Here is a 16,473-nt window from a genome sequence, read left to right on the forward strand (position 1 = left end):
AACGCTCATGTCTTTCACTACCCAACACACCGCTTCGTACTATGCCGCCACGGCACGCGATGCGGCGCCCTACCCCAGCCTGGAGGGCGAACTGACCGCCGATGTGTGCGTGGTCGGCGGCGGGCTGACCGGGGTCAATACCGCCCTGGAACTGGCTGAGCGCGGGCTCTCGGTGGTGCTGCTGGAAGGCCGGCGCATCGGCTGGGGGGCCAGCGGCCGCAACGGCGGCCAGCTGATTCGCGGCATCGGCCATGACGTCAGCAGCTTTGCCCGGCATGTCGGCCAGGACGGCGTGCATTACCTGAAGCAGGCCGGCATCGACTCGGTGGCGCTGGTGGCCAGCCGCATCGCCCAGTACGGCATTGCCTGCGACCTGCGCTGGGGCTTCTGCGAACTGGCCAACACCCCTGCACAGTTCGCCGCCTTCAAGGACGAACAGGATGACCTGCTTGCACTCGGCTATCGCCCTCAAACCCGCCTGGTCAGTGCCGACCAGCTGCATGAAATCGTCGCCAGCGACCAGTACGCAGGCGGCCTGGTGGACATGGGCTCGGGCCACCTGCACCCGCTCGACCTGGTCCAGGGCGAAGCCCGCGCCGCCCACGGCCTGGGCGTACGCATCTTCGAGCAGAGCCCGGTGCTGCGCATCGAGCACGGCCCCCGCGTGACCCTGCACACGGCCCGCGGCAAGGTGCGGGCAAGCAGCCTGGTGCTGGGCTGCAACGCCCACCTCGATGAACTGGAGCCACGCCTGAGCGGCAAGGTGCTGCCGGCCGGCAGCTACGTGGTGGCCACCGAGCCATTGCCTGAAGCACTGGCCAGCAGCCTGATCCCGCAGAACATGGCGCTGTGCGACCAGAAGGTCGGCCTGGACTACTACCGTCTCACGGCAGACCGGCGCCTGCTGTTCGGTGGCGCCTGCCACTATTCTGGCCGCGACCCCAAGGACATCGCCGCCTACATGCGGCCCAAGGTGCTGAAGGTGTTCCCGCAACTGGCCAACGTGCGTATCGACTACCAGTGGGGCGGAATGATCGGCATCACCGCCAACCGCTTCCCGCAGGTCGGGCGCCTCAGCCAGCACCCCAATGTGTATTACGCCCAGGGCTATTCCGGGCACGGGCTCAACGTCACCCACTGGACAGCGAAGCTGCTGGCCGAAAGCATCGCGCTTGGCCACAGCCAGGGGCTGGACGTCTTCAGCGCGGTACCACATCTGACCTTCCCCGGCGGCAAGGCACTGCGCTCGCCGCTGCTGGCGCTGGGGATGTTGTGGTACCGATTGCGTGAGGTGCTGGGTTGAGTGCGCCTGGAGGTTTTCTGCGGCTGTGAGACCGAGCGCCGCGCGGGTGGCGCTCGGTCTCACAGCCGCAGAAAACCTCCAGGCAAACCCTTCCAGCCGCAACTTTTTACCTTTTCACAAAGGATTGGAACCTACCCACTGGCCAACTGTCACGCACCTGCTAGCGTTGTTCTGGCCGACCTATCATGGATGCATCTTCATCATGAAATCATTGCCCCGCATTACCCTGTTGTGCGCCGCACTGCTTACCATGGCCGCCTGCTCCAGCAATCGCGTGGACCCCAAGGACTATTCCGGCTTCCTCAAGGATTACAGCCGGCTGCAGGAAGCCAAGAGCCCTTCGGGTGACCCGGTGATGCGCTGGATCGATCCCAAGGTCAACGTCAACCAGTACAGCCAGGTATTCATCGAGCCCAGCCAGTTCTACCCCAAGCCGCAGCCGACGGAGGTCATCTCGACGCAGACGCTGCAGGAAATCACCCGTTACTTCAATGAAGCGCTGCGCCGTGAAATGGGCAGCGTCGTGCCGCTGGCCAAGGGCCCCGGCCCGGGTGTGATCGTGGTGCGCCCGGCAATCACGGCAGTGTCGACCAGCAACGAGGGCCTCAAGCCCTATGAAGTGATCCCGATCGCCTTGATTTCGGCCGGTGTGAACACTGCCATGGGCGGCCGTGACCAAGAGGTGGATGTCGGTGTGGAAGCTGCGTTCCTCGATGGTTCCAGCCAGAAGGTGCTGGCCCAGGTCGTGCGCAAGGGCACGGGGCAGGAACTGGAGAACAAGACCACGAAACTGACTTTGAATGACGTCAAGCCGGTGCTGGATGGCTGGGCCAAGGACATGCGCGCGAGCTTCCTGGCAGCGAAACAGAAGAACCGTTAGTCTTGCACCCAGCCATGGACAAACGGGGTTGCTTTGCAGCCCCGTCTTTGTACATTACTCTAGGCTACGAACTCTAATAGTCAGCTCTAGGCCCACGAATGAACGCTGCCTTTCGGTAAATGGAAGTGACAATGGCTTTATTATCCGAAGCAAAAACCCCTTGCCCAGTCGAGTGCAAACGTGGGTTATTCGCCGCATCGGGCAAATCTCCATATTCGGTCTTCATGTGATACCTGCCTGCTCCCCATTTGATAACTGCAGCTCCAGCAGTCCCTTTACCCTTCTGCAGCGTAACTTCCATAGCCCCGAATGGTCTCTCGACCTGAAAATACAGCCCGCCTTCCAGTTGAGGATCTTCTTTTATAGCGGCTTTAATCAAATGCTTTAGCTCCGGAGCTTTCAAGCCTGCCCGATCCATCGCACTCTTGACACCTTTTATAGATTGCCATGGCCAGCGAAAACACCCAGAAGGGTCATGGAAATTTACCGGATCCCCGGAGCAATAGTTGTATGAGCCCAGACCGCCCCGGCCAAATGGGCTTTCAGTATCAGGGGAACAGAATCTCGTGAGCGTTACACTAAAAAACCGTTTTCCTAGACCAAGTGGATAACCGCCTCCGACTGGGTCACGCCATTGACCGTTGAAACCTGCCAGTGCTAATGCCTGCTCCAGCAATGAAAAGCCATAAGGGGAGTAAGTAGCCCGCTCTCCCCCACCTCTTCCCCATGACGCGATTACCGTATTGTTACCTGCGGTTTGCAAGAGTTTAAGGTCTTCAGACTGCTGTACCAGTAATTGACTACTCGCGTACAAAAGACGCGCCATTTCTTTTCCAGTTTGACACACCAGTTCCCGGCCAGAGTAAAACAGCAAATTACCTGTGTACTTTTGCAAAAAGCCATTCATAGCGGTGATATCCAGGATGATTGAGGCCATCATGGAAATATCGGCAACAGTCGGCAACTAGCATTTTTAACAGTCCCGTCAACACTCCACGAACGCAACAGCAAGGCCGCCGCGCGAGGTCTCCTTGTAGTTGGCGTGCATGTCCGCCCCGGTATCACGCATGGTGCGGATCACCCGATCCAGCGAAATGAAGTGCTCGCCGTCCCCCCGCAACGCCATTTGCACGGCGTTGATCGCCTTCACTGCTGCAATCGCATTGCGCTCGATGCACGGCACCTGCACCAGGCCACCCACCGGGTCGCAGGTCAGCCCAAGGTTATGCTCCAGGGCAATCTCGGCGGCATTTTCCAGTTGCGGCGGTGTAGCACCCAGCACCTGGGCCAGGCCGGCAGCGGCCATTGAACAGGCCGAGCCCACCTCGCCCTGGCAGCCAACCTCGGCCCCGGAAATCGACGCGTTCTTCTTGCACAGGATGCCTACCGCCGCTGCCGCCAGCAGGAAGTCCACCACATCCGCGTCGCACGCGCCCGGGTTGAACTTCATGTAGTAGTGCAGCACCGCCGGAATGATGCCGGCAGCACCGTTGGTAGGCGCAGTCACCATGCGCCCGCCGGCGGCGTTCTCTTCATTCACCGCCAGGGCGAACAGGTTGACCCACTCCATGGCACTGAGGGTGGACCCGATCACGTTGGGCTTGCCCAGTTCCTGCAGGCTGCGATGCAGCCGCGCCGCGCGGCGCTTGACGTGCAACCCGCCAGGCAGGATGCCTTCATTGCGCAAGCCGTTGTCGACGCACTCACGCATGGCGGCCCAGATCCGCAGCAGGCCTTCACGTACTTCAGCCTCTGGGCGCCAGGCACATTCGTTAGCCATCATCAGTTGCGCCACGCTCAAGCCATGGGCCTTGCACAAGGCCAGCAACTGCGCAGCACTGTCGAACTCGTACGGCAGCGCCACCGTGTCCGCTTCGCCTGATGGCGCATCGATCTCGGCTTGCTCGACGATAAAGCCACCGCCCACCGAATAGTAGGTCTGGCGCAACAGGCTGCCCTGCCCGTCCATGGCTTCCAGGCTCATGGCATTGGGGTGGTACGGCAGGTTCTCGTCGAGCAGCAGCATGTCGCGGCTGTACTCGAACGCCAGCGGGTGGCTGCCATCGAGCATCAGGCAGTGCTCCTGCATCACCTGGCCAATGCGCGACTCGATAGTGGCCGGGTCGATACGGTCCGGCCACTGCCCCATCAGGCCGAGCAGGCAGGCACGATCGGTGGCGTGGCCAACCCCGGTAGCTGACAGCGACCCGTAAAGCCGCACCTCGACACGGCTTACCCTGGCCAACAGCCCTTGCTCACGCAGGACTTGGGCAAAGGTAGCCGCCGCCCGCATCGGGCCGACGGTGTGGGAACTGGACGGCCCGATGCCGATTTTGAAAAGGTCGAAAACACTGATAGCCATGCTAATGCCTGACCGTACCCGGGTATGAAGCCGCAGCACGGTTATCTGGAAAAATTGAGCGGTATTGCGAAGTTGCGCGATACTGCCTAGCTGGCTCACGGATGACCAACGAAACTTCCTAAGCAAGGCTTTAGTGGAACTAAACGATGCGACGACAACTCAATGGCCAGATGTTCGTCTGGCTGCATGTGTTCGCCTGTGCGGCCCGGCACTTGTCCTTCACCCGCTGTGCCGAAGAACTGCACATCACCCCGGGTGCAGTCAGCCAACAGATGCGCCAGCTGGAAGAACGCCTGGGCTACCGGCTGTTCCTGCGCCGCGCGCGCGGCGTGGAACTGAGCGCCGAAGGGCAACGCCTGGCGCAGACGGTGGCCGAAGCCTACGGCAGCATCGAAGCCGAACTGCTGCGCCTGGACGCCGGTGAAATCCGCGGCACCTTGCGCCTGCGCTCGATCCCGTCGTTCCTGGCCAAATGGCTCACGCCCCGCCTGCCGCGCTTTCAGCAACGCTACCCGGACATCGAGCTGCGCCTGGTGGCCGAAGACAGTGCCCAGGCCTTGACTCCGGGCGATTTCGACCTGGCCATCGACCTGAACGACGGCAGCTACCCCGGCATGCTCTCGACGCCGCTGCTGGACGAGCAGATCTTCCCCGTGTGTTCCCCCACCTTGCTGCGCGGGCGCCCACCGCTGCACGGGCCGGCGGACCTGGCACACTACCCGCTGCTGCACGACATCACGGCCTGGCGCGGCAGTTCGGAGTATGCCGAATGGGAGTTCTACCTGGAGGGCATCGGCGCCGCCGGCCTGGATGTACGGCGCGGGCACACCTTCAACCGCAACCACCTGACCATCGAGGCGGCGATTGCCGGCATTGGCGTGGCGATTGCCCGCCGCACGCTGCTCAACGACGAACTGGAGCGCGGTGCGCTGATCGTGCCGTTCGGGGTGCCGATCGCCAATCACAAGCGCTATGTGGTGCATTACCCACCGGGCGGGTTGAACCAGCCGGGGGCCCGGGCGGTGCATGACTGGCTGGTGGAGGAAGCGCGGGGGTTCAGGGAGCTGCACCCGCTGAACAAGGACTAGGCCAGCCAAAAGCGCTTGCACACTTTCATGGAATTACGAGTGACTCATTGAATTGGCAGGGACCCTGTGGGAGCGGCTTTAGCCGCGAACACCGGCACAGCCGGTGCCATGCACCGTGTTGGATTCTTCGCGGGTAAACCCGCTCCCACAGGGTGCGCAGGGCGCATACGAAATTTGCTCCTTTACCGACAGTGCTGTGTCAGTAGGCCTGCTTGCCGGTAAAGGCGCTGAGTGTGCGCACCAGAATCACGAAATCCAGCCACAGCGACCAGTTGTTGATGTACTCGATGTCCGAGTCCACCCGCTGGATCATCTGCTCGATATCCTTGGTCTCGCCCCTGAACCCGCGCACTTGCGCCAGGCCGGTCATGCCAGGCTTGATATTGTGGCGGGCAAAGTAGTCGACGATGTCCTGCGAATACAACGTGTCATGCTGCAATGCATGCGGCCGCGGCCCGACCAGCGACATCTCCCCAGTGAGCACATTGAACAACTGCGGCAGTTCATCCAGGCTGGTGCGGCGGATAAAGGCGCCGACCCGGGTCAGCCGCGGGTCATTCTTCTGCGCCTGCTTGACCACGCCCTCTTCCGGCTGGTGGACATGCATGCTCCTGAACTTCCAGATACGGAACGCTTCCCCGGTCCAGCCGGTGCGTTCCTGACGGAAGAACACCGGGCCGCGGCTATCGAGCTTGATGGCCAGGGCAACGGCCAGCAACACCGGCGATGCAAACAGCAGGATCAGCGCCGCCAATACCCTGTCTTCGAGGTTCTTCAGGAACAGGCTCATGCCCGTCAGCGGTGTTTCCGACAAGGTCAGTACAGGAATGCCGGCAATTTCCCGCACGCTATGGTTGATCAGGCGCAACGAGAAGATATCCGGTACCCAGTTCACCGCAATGCACTTGTCGAGCAGCCTCAAATACACATCGTTGATCACCTCGGAGCCACCCAATGGGGTCACCAGGTAGACCGTGCGAATGCCGTAGCGGGCCACGATATCGTCGAGCTCGGCAATATGCCCGAGCACCGGCAGGCGCTGCTTGCCTTCGGGGCTTTCGCGCCCCGGCTCCTCGGCCGCGATCAGCACGCAACCCAGCACCCGCTCACCGAACCAAGGGTTGTTACTGATTTTCTGATACAGGAAATTGGCCAGATCACCGGCGCCAATGATCAGGGCGTTGTCCAGGCGTGCATGGGCGGTAAAACGCTTTTGCAACTCTCGCACGGCAAAATGCAGGAACAACTGGGCGATGTAGCCAATGATGAACAACTGCACGACCAATAGCCGCGAATAGGTTTCGCTCTGCTTGGTCAGGAAGGCCATGACCACCAGCAGGCAAAAGGTTGCCGACCAGGCCTTGAACAGCCGGAAAGCCTTGATGGAGAGCCCGACGTTGGTACGGTAGATTGCATAGTGATCGTAGATGACTGCCAGTGCGCCAACCAGCAACAGCAGCATGATCACGTAATCGGAAGTGATGTAGCCAAACTGGTCGTAGATCAGGTACCAGGCAATACTGGTGACTGCAATTCCATCGAGGCCGGCCTGAATGGCGTTACTTACGCTGCTTCTTCTTTGCAGTAAGGAACGACTGCTTCTGGGTTCGAAAACCATTTCAGACCTCATCGATTTGCGCGTAGCAACTGCCTTGCATCAAACAGCAGTCTTGACAACGGCTCATGCAAAGCCAGTGAAACAGAATCGTGCAGCCCCCAGCCGTTGATCTCACTGTAGCAGCCAACCGCTATCAGTGTGCCGGAATCACCGCCCGCGCGGATGCCGACCGACTCATACGGTGCGCCTGGCGCCCCCTCCGCCCCGGCGGTACAGCAAGGTGCGCAGCAAGAACAACGGGTTGCCCACTACATAGCGCATGAACAAACGCTTCGGCTCGCGCATCAGCCGGTACAGCCACTCCCCGCCAAACCGCCGCAGCCATTCAGGCGCCCGGCTGACCTTGCCGCCAAGAAAGTCCAGGATCGCGCCGCCGCACACGATCAGGCACGGCTCGCCAGTGGCCGCCAGCCTTGCCGCCACCGCCTCCTGCCTGGGCATGCCCATGCCCAGCACGATCAGCTCCGGTTGCTGCTCCCTGGCCAGTTGCAGGTAGGTATCGATGCCGGCAAAGCCATCGTGAACCGACACCGGCACCACCCCGAACAGGGCTGCGCTGCGCTGCACCGCCTGGTCCAGGTAAGGTTGCCGGGTGCCCCAGAACGCGACCCGTCGCCCGCGGTAGGCGGCCATGAGCCGAGGAATGAAGTCGGTACCATTCATGTTGAGCCCAGGTTCAAGCCCCAGCCGGCGATAGAGAATCGCCATGCCGGAGCCGTCGCGCAACAGCACGTCGGCCGCCGACAATGCCTGGTGGTACGCACCATCGCGCACCACCAGGTTCATTGCATGGGCATTGACGAAGCCCAGCACGGTCGCGGCCTGCGGGGCGGCCAGCTGGGCGAGCAGGCGCTGCGCAGCAGCGGCATCAGCCACCACTTCGAGCTTGCCGACCAGGGTGTTCCAGCGTTTCTGCCACTCTGCCATCAGTCTTCATCCCGTTTCGAACGTACCCATTCCACCTGGCGCCTGATCAGGAACCCCAGATACAAGGGGACCTTCCTTGCGGCGTAGAACGGCGCGTACAGCAGCACGGAAAACGGGATCAGTTCGCGACAGAAGCGCGCCCAGGCCAGCACGATGGCAAGGCCCAGCAACGCCAGCGCGCAAAGGGCGATCCACGCAGGTGCCGCCAGGCCGAACAGCAGGTACGCCAGCCAGGCCACAAGGTTAAGCCCGAGCAGGGCCAGTGCGAGCAATGCCAGGGGAGGCACCAGCAGGTCCAGGGTCATGGCCAGCAAGCTGCTGTTACGCTGGGTGATTGCGACCAGCGCACGCCTGGGCGCATCGGCCAGCATCATGCCCAGGTGCCCATGCTCCCAGCGTGTGCGCTGGCTACCCAGGCCTCGCTGGCTGGCAGGGAACTGGCTGCTGACCACCGCCTCGGGGCAGAACACTGGCGGCTTGCCCTGCTGGCACAGGTCCAGGCCCAGCTTCAAATCCTCCACCAGGTGCCCATTGGCCAGGTCGATCAAGGCCAGGTCACGCCAGCCGAACGCCATGCCCGCCCCCATCAACTGGCAAGGCAGGCCCAGCCGAGCCCAGCCACGCGGGCGCACCAGGTTCTTGACCCGCCAGGCGAACTCGGCAACCTGCACTTTCAGCCCGGCCCCTGCCGGTGCGCGCATCAGGTACAGCGCCTGCACCGGGCGAGCGACCTCGCGGTAGCACCGCGCCAGGCGCTCGATCGCCCCCTCGCCCACCTGGCAATCGGCATCCACCACGATCACCACCTCGGGCGGCTGCTCGGCCAGGTGGCGCACACCAAAGTCCAGGGCGTAGCCCTTGCCGCGCAACTGCGGGTCGTGACGTTCCACCACTTCGGCACCGGCCTCGCGCGCCAGTTGCGCAGTATCGTCAGTGCAGTTGTCCGCCACCACCAGCAAGCGGTCGCCAGGCCGCAACTGCGGGGCAATGCTCGCCAGCGTGGCACGAATGATCGAAGCCTCGTCATGGGCAGGCACCAGCACTGCCACCTGCGGACGAGCGTTGTGGCCCGACGGTGGCGCGCGCGCCGGCAGGCAGGCCATCAGCACCTGCAACAGCAGCAGCAGTACCGGCAACAGGACGATGGCCGCCAGCACGCCCAGTAACCAAGCCAGTACACTCATCATGCGGATGCCTTGAAATAGCCGGCCAGCCTGGCCGCCTCGGTATCGATGTCATGCCGTTGCAGCACACGTTGGCGAGCCGCCTCGCCCATGCGCTGGAGCACTTCGGCAGGTTGCGCCAGGCACTCGGCCATGGCCACCGCCAGCTCGTCCACGGCACCGGCGGGGAACAACCAGCCGTTCTCGCCCGGCCGCACCAGCTCGGGAATGCCTGCCACATAGGTGGTCAGCACTGGCCGGCGCAAAGCCATGGCCTCCATGATCACCACTGGCAAACCCTCGGCAAAGCTCGGCAGCACCAACGCGCGCGCAGCAAGGATTTCCTCGCGCACCTGCGCGCTGCTGATCCAGCCGGTAATGCGTACCTGCTGCTGCAAGCCGTGCCGGGCGATCAACGCCTCGATCTGCCCACGCATCTCACCGTCGCCGGCCAGCACCAGCTCGCAATCGATCGACCGGGCGGCAAGTATCCGCATGGCTTCGAGCAACAGCAGCTGCCCTTTCTGCTCGCACAGGCGGCCAACACACACCAGGCGCGGCGCCGTGGGCACGCTGACCGGCGCCACTTCATGGAAGCTGCGTTCAAGGCCGCAATGCACCACCTTCACCTTGGCCCATTGGTCGTGTGCCACCCAGCGAAACAACTGGCTGCGCCCGTACGAGCTGACCGCCGCGACAAAAGCGGCACGCCGCACCTTCTCGCCCATGTGCAGGAACTGCGGCTTGTCGAACTCTTCCGGCCCGTGCACGGTAAAGCTGTAAGCTGGCCCACCCAGCACGTTGGCCAGCATCACCACCTCGGTGGAATTGGTGCCGAAATGCGCGTGCACGTGTTTTGCCTCGCCTGCCTGCAACCACTGCAGTACCTGGCAGGCCTCGGCCAGGTAGACCAGGTGGTAGGGCCAGGTGCGGTCGGCCCGCAGGCCAAGGCGCATGGCCAGCCACAGCGCCTGGAAGAACCGCCGCGGCTGCGTGCGCAATACCTGCCAGGCCGGTGGCAGCAAGCCCTTGATGCCACTTCGCAGCACATAACGGGTCCTGTCCTGCTCGCTGGTGTCCTCGGCGTCCTGCAGCTCGGCGTCCCAGCCGCGCAGGGCGATACGCTGCACCTCTACCCCCTGGCGCTCCAGCGCCAGGATCTCACGGCGGATGAAACTGTGGCTGACCTTCGGGTACTGGTTGATGAAATAAGCAATGCGCATAGGAATCCAGATCAAGACCCGCGTAATGAACCCTCAGCCCTGTCGCGGCAGCGTCAGCCGTTACTTCAGGCTCCCGCCGATGCCACCTCGTCAGGTGCATTCCCCTGCTTTCCTTGTAGCTCAAGGTTGTCACCGCTGCCTGGTAACGCGGCCTGCAAGCGGGCGAAAACATCGTCGAGCAACGCCTGGCGACGGCGGTACATCGCCCGTTTCTTCGCCGGTGTGTCCTCTAGCGCCCGCTGTACCGCGGCCAGCGGGAGGGCGAAGAAGTCTGCATGGTTCGACGCAGAAGCCCCGTGTTCACGCCAGATCACGTCGTAATCGGCTGCCAGGTCCTGGCCTTTGTCGTTGCCAAAATACGCGTGCCGATGGTGGCGGCAGGCATCACTGACGGCATACAGGTGCGCCACGCCCAGGGTCCTGGCCAGGCACTTCAACCCCTCGAGCAGCAGGCTGCGGGGGCGTAACCCTTCGAAGTCCTTGGTCAGGTCGCGGTAGATGGCCAGCGAGGTTTCGCTGTCGACACCCTTGTGAATACCCTGCACGGCACCGATGAACAGGCACAGTTCGCCCTGGCTGCGGCACAGGCTGAACGCCAGGGAAGCCACGCGCAGGTCGCCCTGGAACAGGTTCAATACCAGCTCGCCTTCGCGCTTGAACCAGATCGGCCGGTCCAGCACCAGGCGACAGCCCGGCGAATGGCTGGACAGTTCGCACAGCGTCAGGCTTTCGTCCCGCCCCAGCAGCAACAGCGCCGGGAACTGCCCGGCCAGCACTTCGAAGTGCGAAGCCACCACCTCCAGGCGCTGCGGGGCTTCCCAGCATTTGCTGAGGTAGGGCCACTGCACGACACCGATGCAATCCACGCCCAGCCGCTGCAGACCGTGCTGGCCCAGGGCTGCGGTCATGCGCTGCAGGAACGCATTCAGCTCAGGCCATTGCCTGGCAATCTGCAGCGTCAATTTGTACTTGTTGTTCAGCGCCCGCAACGAGTAGCCCGGTTGCAAGGTAAACACGCTTTTCACGATCGTGCCGAGCATCATTGGGCCTCTTTCTCATAGAGCTGCACGTAACTTATTGAATTAGCAGAGGCCCTGTGGGAGCAGCTTTAGCCGCGAACACCGGTGCAGCCGGTTCCATGCACCAGGCTGGATTCTTCGCGGCTAAAGCCGCTCCCACAGGGTACGCGGACTGCTTGCGACCTCGGTTCTCTGCGCCACAGCACACCGCAAAGGGCTGAATGATCTCTCACTTGTACTCGATCAACGCCGATTTGCCGGCCGCGATGCGGTGGCGCAAGAACTTCAGTTGCCCGAGCATTTCCGGGAACTTGCCCAATACCAGAAACACCGCCTGTAGCCAGTTCTCCCGCACCGACTTGCCTCCACGACGGGCCAGGCGTACGGCCTGCAACGGGTAGACCAGCAGCAGCAGCAGGCCCCAGCCGCCCACCAGCAGGCAGGCCAGCACGATCACCACGGGGATGCCCAGGCCCCACAGCCAGGCCCGCCGCGACTCGCGCAGCCAGTGCCGCTCCGGCGTGTGACCATGCAGGTAGGCCCCTTCGGCATAGGCGTGACCAGCACGCAGGCTACGCCACCACCATTGGCTGAAACGGGTCATGGCAGCGTCGTGCAGGGTCATCTCGGCATCCAGGCGCCAGACCTTCCAGCCCTTCGCCCGCAGGCGCACGCACAATTCGGGCTCTTCTCCGGCGATCAGCTCGGGGCGGAAGCCGCCGACGGCGGCGAAGGCATCTACCCGCATCAGGGCATCGCCACCACACGCCTTGGCCTCGCCGATGGGGGTGTCCCACTCCAGGTCGCACAACAGGTTGTACACCGACCGTTGGGGGAAGCGCTCGCGTCGGCGGCCACACACCACTGCCACCTCAGGATGCTGGTGGAGAAATGCCTGCCCCGTGGCCAGCCAGCCGGCATCCACCTCACAATCGCCATCGACGAACTGCACCAGGTGCATCGACGGCAGCAGCCGTTGCAAGGCGGCAAAGCCTTCGTTGCGCGCGCGCGCGGCGGTGAACGGGGTGCCCATGTCCAGAGCCAGTACCTCCATCCCCAGGCTGCGGGCCAAGTGCGGTGAACCATCGGTTGAGCCCGAGTCGACATACAGGACCTTTTCCGCACCCTGCAGCAGCGAACGCAGGCAACGCTCCAGGCGCTGGCCTTCATTACGGCCAATCACCACCACACCGATCCCGCTCGCCATGGGCCTCACTCGACGGGCACCGTGGCGGCCGGTTGCCTGGCCTTGATGATCGCCGGCACCCCCACCGCCAGCGAGTTGTCCGGCACATCCACCAGCACCACGGCATTGGCACCGATGATCACGTTGTTGCCGATGCGGATGCTACCCAGCACCTTGGCCCCGGTGCCGATATCGACGTTGTTGCCGAACACCGGTGCAACCGGTTCGCTGACGTTCTTCAGGCCCACCACCACGCCATTGCGGATGCGGCAGTCATCGCCGAACCGGGCATAGCCGCTGATGACGATGCCGCCAAAATGGTCGATGACGAAGTTGCGGCCGATCACCGCTTCGCACGGCAGCTCCACACCCGTGATGATCTGCACGAACTTGTAAAGGATCTTGTAGATGAGCGAAAACAGCTTGCGCAGCAGTGCCGGGCGCACGCCATAGCGCCAGCGGCCGAAACGGTACACCAACAACACCCAGAAGCCCTGGGCGCCCCAGTCGCCACCATGGGCACGCAGGTCGGCACGTACATTCTCGAACATGGCTCCACCTACCTTGTCGGTTGGCTGGCGTACCGGGTCTTGAACAACAGTGACCAGGTCGCCCGACAGTGACGCCAGCAGGCCTGTATTGCGCCCCGCCCGCGTCGTTTCAACAGCGCCTTGAGTGCCAGCACCAGGTCGCCCAGGGTGACCAGCAGCATGTGCAGGGCAAGCCCCGCCAGCCCGTGATGCTTGCGGAAGTACAGCAGCTCGCTTTCGATCTGGTATGACGAGATCTGCCGGCTGGCCGCCTCCAGCTCGGCTACCGACCTGGAACTTTCCCCACCGATGTGCACCACCGTGGTGTGCGGGTAGAACACCACTTTCCAGCCCGCCGCCTTCACCCGCTTGCAGTGGTCGACTTCCTCGTAATAAAGAAAGTAGCGCGGGTCGAACAGGCCCACCTGGTCCAGCACTTCGCGGCGCACCAGGTAGAAGCAGCCAGGCAGCCAGTCGCATTCACGGACCGAGGCGTGGTCCCAGTTCATTTCGTCGACCATCTTCAAGCCCGGGAAGAAGCGCCCCAGCCCGGTACGCCCGACGAACACGTTGAGCGGTGTGGGAAAGTAGCGGCAGCTGGGCTGCAGGTCGCCGTCGCGGCCCTCCAGGCGCACCCCCAGCACCCCGCATTCAGGGTGGGTGTCCATGTAGTCGAGGGTTTTCTGCAGGGAGTCTGGGGCGACAAAGGCATCGGTATTCAGCAGCAAGGCGTACTTGCCCTTCAGGTGCGCCAGCAACTGGTTATTGGCCCGGCCGAACCCCACGTTCTGCTTGTTGCTCAGCAGCAGCGCTTGCGGGCACACCTCGGCCATGCGCTGCAGCGAGTCATCGACCGAGGCGTTGTCCACCACCAGGTAGCTGGCCAGCCGTTCGCTGTCGGCCCGGCGCAGCGCGTCGAACATCGGCCGCAGCAGCCCGGCCGTGTTGAAGTTGACCACCATGACGTCCACAGGTTTGCTAGCCATGGTTGCCATCCCCGAAGAAGTACTGGCGCCTTTGCGCCATCAGCAGCGGCTCCAGCTGCGGGTCATAGGCGCCATTGCGCTGCTTGATCAGGTCGATCCACGGGTAGGCCTCACAACGTGCCTCGACCCGTTTGATCAACGCCTCGGTGGTGCAGATGAACTCTGCCGGGTTGCCACCAAACACCGTGCCCGGCGGCACGTCCTTGGTCACCACGGAACCGGCGGCCACGATCGACTCAGGGCCGATGGTCACGCGGGGCATGACGATCGCACCATGGCCGATGAAGCAATTGTCCTTGATGTCGATGAAACCGACCGAGTCCAGGTGCTTGCCGAAGCGATGCTCGATCAGCAATACCACCCCGTCGTGACCGATCAGCGTGCAGTCGGACAGGCCCACACTGTTGCCGATGCGAACCAGCGAGGGGTCGAGGAACTTGCAGCCTGTATTGACATAGAAGTTGCTGCCTACCGAGTGAAAGTTGCCCCAGCGCGTCAGATAGGCCCCCCACTCAAGCCCGGAAGGCTTGCAGAACTTCCTGTAAAACGAGCTTCCTCGCCCCGTTGCGTGGACATAGTGCGTCACTGCCTTGCGTATCCATCCTTTCATGCTGCCCGCCTCGCAATCAAAGCAATCTGGACTGTTCCTGAGGCGCATCCGGTCTCGTTCTTGTGGGTGCTGACCGCAGCGCACTCAACCCATGTACAACCTGCATCACGCCACGGCGTCCCTGGCCGAACTCATCCTGGCATCGAGGTGGTCGGCCAGGCGTACCGCAAACTGCAGCAGCGGCATGGTCGGGTTGGAAGCGCCACCCGTGGCAAAGATGCTGCTGCCGGCGACGTAAAGGTTCTCGGTGCCGAACACCTTGCAGTTGCTGTCGACAACACCGAATTGCGCCGACGATGCCATGCGCGTGGTTCCCATGTGGTGGGCATGCGGCGACAACTTCAGCGGTATCGAGGTGTCATAAACGAAGTCGTTGAGCTTGACGAAGCCCAGGTTCATGTCAGCCCACTGCTTGGCCAGTTCGCTGCCAATGCACTTGATGGTGTGGCGGTCATCTGCGGTCAGTGCCCAATTGACATTGACCTTGGCCACGCCCAGTGCGTCCTTCTCATCCAGCAGCGAAACGCGGCTGTGCAGGTTGGGGAACTGCTCGATCATGGTGCTGATCACGCCGTCACCGGGGCAACTGAACCTGGCCACGAAGGCGATCTTGCTGGCAACCCCCATGTCACAGGCCAGGCTCTCCAGAAAATGCTTGACCTCGGCAGTACGACCATAGGTTTGCACATCGGCCAGCAAGGCGGCCCGGACATTGCCTTTACCTGCCTTGTATTCGTCAACGAAGGCATCGGTGGTGTAGTACTCGCGCGGCTCAGGGGCCAGCCCCGACTTGAGGATGAAGGTGCCAAGGTCAATGTTCAGATGCTCCATGAAGCAGCCGCCAACCAGCCCATCCTTGCTCACGACCCCGGCCGCCACCAACGACTCACTGTTGAGCAGTTGCCGGGCATTCTCGATGGCACCGGTGGCCAGCACGAAGTTTCTCGCAACCAGGCGCTGGCGATTGCACTCGTAATCGGACAGTACGACTGCAGCCAGGTGGCCGGAGGCCTGGTCAAACTCCAGGTTCACGCAATTGCAGTTGATGAATACATCCAGGCCTTGGGTCTGCTCAAGGGCCGTGGCGTATTTTTGCGCAAAGCGCGTTGGCGGGCTGAGCAGAAAGCGGTCTGGCTCGAAGTCACCGCCGTCCAGGCCAGTATTCAACGCCTGAAAATCCGACCCGGGCGGCAGGTCGACGATGTCCATGGCTGCTGGCAGGTAGCCCGCGATTTCCGAATAGGGGATGGGCCAGCCAGGCAAGTCGCCAAGGGGGGGTATGGAGAAGTCCGAGGGGCTGAACGGGCGGCAACGGCCTGCCCAATGGTTGGATGTTCCGCCCAGGTAACGTAGGCGAGCCTCCTTGGCATACAGCTCCAGGCCGGTGGACGCACAGGCGTACAAGGCTTGCGAGTTCGCCGAGTACTCACGCCCGCCGCCTTCGGCAAGCAGTACGCTCCAGCCGGCGGCGGCCAGGCGCAAGCCCAGGGTGATACCCGCCGGGCCGGCGCCAATGATGCAGACATCGTAGCTGTCGCGCAGTACCTTCTGCTGCTGATAGTCCTTGATCATGCGGGT

General features: G+C 62.7%; 15 protein-coding genes. 3 read left to right on the forward strand and 12 right to left on the reverse strand.

Going from position 1 to position 16,473, the window contains the following annotated elements; all coding sequences use genetic code 11:
- Positions 1-7: 7 nt before the first annotated feature.
- Both MKK04_RS13805 and MKK04_RS13810 read left to right on the forward strand, forming a co-directional pair.
- Positions 8-1,303, forward strand: a complete 1,296-nt coding sequence (locus MKK04_RS13805; RefSeq protein WP_233694600.1) for an NAD(P)/FAD-dependent oxidoreductase — start codon at positions 8-10, stop codon at positions 1,301-1,303.
- Between the two features lie 202 nt (positions 1,304-1,505).
- Positions 1,506-2,183: a DUF3313 domain-containing protein gene (locus MKK04_RS13810; RefSeq protein WP_207831860.1), complete on the forward strand. Its 678-nt coding sequence runs from the start codon at positions 1,506-1,508 to the stop codon at positions 2,181-2,183.
- A gap of 73 nt (positions 2,184-2,256) precedes the next feature.
- On the opposite strand, the gene MKK04_RS13815 is transcribed toward MKK04_RS13810, so the two are convergent.
- Positions 2,257-3,123: an RHS repeat-associated core domain-containing protein gene (locus tag MKK04_RS13815; RefSeq protein WP_233694948.1), complete on the reverse strand. Its 867-nt coding sequence runs from the start codon at positions 3,121-3,123 to the stop codon at positions 2,257-2,259.
- A gap of 45 nt (positions 3,124-3,168) precedes the next feature.
- A complete protein-coding gene (locus MKK04_RS13820; protein WP_207831856.1) occupies positions 3,169-4,545 on the reverse strand; it encodes an L-serine ammonia-lyase in 1,377 nt (458 codons plus the stop codon).
- 146 nt (positions 4,546-4,691) lie between these two features.
- On the opposite strand from MKK04_RS13820, the gene MKK04_RS13825 reads away from it, so the two are divergent.
- On the forward strand, positions 4,692-5,633 hold the full coding sequence (locus MKK04_RS13825) for a LysR substrate-binding domain-containing protein (RefSeq protein ID WP_207831854.1): 942 nt from the start codon (positions 4,692-4,694) through the stop codon (positions 5,631-5,633).
- A gap of 199 nt (positions 5,634-5,832) precedes the next feature.
- On the opposite strand, the gene MKK04_RS13830 is transcribed toward MKK04_RS13825, so the two are convergent.
- The 10 genes from MKK04_RS13830 to MKK04_RS13875 all read right to left on the reverse strand — a co-directional run bounded on the left by MKK04_RS13830 (position 5,833) and on the right by MKK04_RS13875 (position 16,467).
- On the reverse strand, positions 5,833-7,251 hold the full coding sequence (locus MKK04_RS13830; protein WP_207831852.1) for an undecaprenyl-phosphate glucose phosphotransferase: 1,419 nt from the start codon (positions 7,249-7,251) through the stop codon (positions 5,833-5,835).
- A 174-nt stretch (positions 7,252-7,425) separates the two neighbouring features.
- Entirely contained in the window at positions 7,426-8,178 is a 753-nt protein-coding gene (locus tag MKK04_RS13835) for a WecB/TagA/CpsF family glycosyltransferase (protein WP_207831850.1), read from the reverse strand.
- A complete protein-coding gene (locus MKK04_RS13840; RefSeq protein WP_241105576.1) occupies positions 8,178-9,365 on the reverse strand; it encodes a glycosyltransferase family 2 protein in 1,188 nt (395 codons plus the stop codon). Before MKK04_RS13840 ends, MKK04_RS13835 begins: the two co-directional genes overlap by 1 nt.
- The gene (locus tag MKK04_RS13845) at positions 9,362-10,564 is read right to left on the reverse strand and encodes a glycosyltransferase (RefSeq protein ID WP_233694945.1); all 1,203 of its coding nucleotides are present in this window, start codon (positions 10,562-10,564) and stop codon (positions 9,362-9,364) included. The genes MKK04_RS13840 and MKK04_RS13845 overlap by 4 nt, the downstream gene beginning before the upstream one ends.
- A 65-nt stretch (positions 10,565-10,629) precedes the next feature.
- Complete coding sequence (locus MKK04_RS13850; RefSeq protein ID WP_241105577.1) at positions 10,630-11,607, reverse strand: VirK/YbjX family protein; 978 nt, start codon at positions 11,605-11,607, stop codon at positions 10,630-10,632.
- A gap of 205 nt (positions 11,608-11,812) precedes the next feature.
- Positions 11,813-12,790, reverse strand: coding sequence for a glycosyltransferase family 2 protein (locus tag MKK04_RS13855; RefSeq protein WP_207831842.1), 978 nt, complete (start codon positions 12,788-12,790; stop codon positions 11,813-11,815).
- Positions 12,791-12,795: 5 nt separating this feature from the next.
- The gene (locus MKK04_RS13860; RefSeq protein ID WP_207831840.1) at positions 12,796-13,320 is read right to left on the reverse strand and encodes a serine O-acetyltransferase; all 525 of its coding nucleotides are present in this window, start codon (positions 13,318-13,320) and stop codon (positions 12,796-12,798) included.
- Positions 13,321-13,328: 8 nt separating this feature from the next.
- Positions 13,329-14,285, reverse strand: coding sequence for a glycosyltransferase family 2 protein (locus MKK04_RS13865; RefSeq protein ID WP_207831838.1), 957 nt, complete (start codon positions 14,283-14,285; stop codon positions 13,329-13,331).
- On the reverse strand, positions 14,278-14,895 hold the full coding sequence (locus MKK04_RS13870; protein ID WP_207831836.1) for an acyltransferase: 618 nt from the start codon (positions 14,893-14,895) through the stop codon (positions 14,278-14,280). The genes MKK04_RS13865 and MKK04_RS13870 overlap by 8 nt, the downstream gene beginning before the upstream one ends.
- Before the next feature lie 105 nt (positions 14,896-15,000).
- Positions 15,001-16,467 carry an FAD-dependent oxidoreductase gene (locus tag MKK04_RS13875; protein WP_207831834.1) on the reverse strand — a complete coding sequence of 489 codons (1,467 nt, stop codon included), beginning with the start codon at positions 16,465-16,467 and terminating at the stop codon, positions 15,001-15,003.
- Positions 16,468-16,473: the final 6 nt, after the last annotated feature.

Origin of the sequence: Pseudomonas sp. LS.1a (assembly GCF_022533585.1) — a bacterium.
Classification (GTDB): domain Bacteria; phylum Pseudomonadota; class Gammaproteobacteria; order Pseudomonadales; family Pseudomonadaceae; genus Aquipseudomonas.

Coding starts and splice junctions, on each gene's coding strand:
- MKK04_RS13805 (WP_233694600.1), top strand. CDS start 8: ATGTCTTTCACTACCCAACACACCGCTTCGTACTATGCCGCCACGGCA.
- MKK04_RS13810 (WP_207831860.1), top strand. CDS start 1,506: ATGAAATCATTGCCCCGCATTACCCTGTTGTGCGCCGCACTGCTTACC.
- MKK04_RS13815 (WP_233694948.1), bottom strand. CDS start 3,123: ATGATGGCCTCAATCATCCTGGATATCACCGCTATGAATGGCTTTTTG.
- MKK04_RS13820 (WP_207831856.1), bottom strand. CDS start 4,545: ATGGCTATCAGTGTTTTCGACCTTTTCAAAATCGGCATCGGGCCGTCC.
- MKK04_RS13825 (WP_207831854.1), top strand. CDS start 4,692: ATGCGACGACAACTCAATGGCCAGATGTTCGTCTGGCTGCATGTGTTC.
- MKK04_RS13830 (WP_207831852.1), bottom strand. CDS start 7,251: ATGGTTTTCGAACCCAGAAGCAGTCGTTCCTTACTGCAAAGAAGAAGC.
- MKK04_RS13835 (WP_207831850.1), bottom strand. CDS start 8,178: ATGGCAGAGTGGCAGAAACGCTGGAACACCCTGGTCGGCAAGCTCGAA.
- MKK04_RS13840 (WP_241105576.1), bottom strand. CDS start 9,365: ATGATGAGTGTACTGGCTTGGTTACTGGGCGTGCTGGCGGCCATCGTC.
- MKK04_RS13845 (WP_233694945.1), bottom strand. CDS start 10,564: ATGCGCATTGCTTATTTCATCAACCAGTACCCGAAGGTCAGCCACAGT.
- MKK04_RS13850 (WP_241105577.1), bottom strand. CDS start 11,607: ATGATGCTCGGCACGATCGTGAAAAGCGTGTTTACCTTGCAACCGGGC.
- MKK04_RS13855 (WP_207831842.1), bottom strand. CDS start 12,790: ATGGCGAGCGGGATCGGTGTGGTGGTGATTGGCCGTAATGAAGGCCAG.
- MKK04_RS13860 (WP_207831840.1), bottom strand. CDS start 13,320: ATGTTCGAGAATGTACGTGCCGACCTGCGTGCCCATGGTGGCGACTGG.
- MKK04_RS13865 (WP_207831838.1), bottom strand. CDS start 14,285: ATGGCTAGCAAACCTGTGGACGTCATGGTGGTCAACTTCAACACGGCC.
- MKK04_RS13870 (WP_207831836.1), bottom strand. CDS start 14,895: ATGAAAGGATGGATACGCAAGGCAGTGACGCACTATGTCCACGCAACG.
- MKK04_RS13875 (WP_207831834.1), bottom strand. CDS start 16,467: ATGATCAAGGACTATCAGCAGCAGAAGGTACTGCGCGACAGCTACGAT.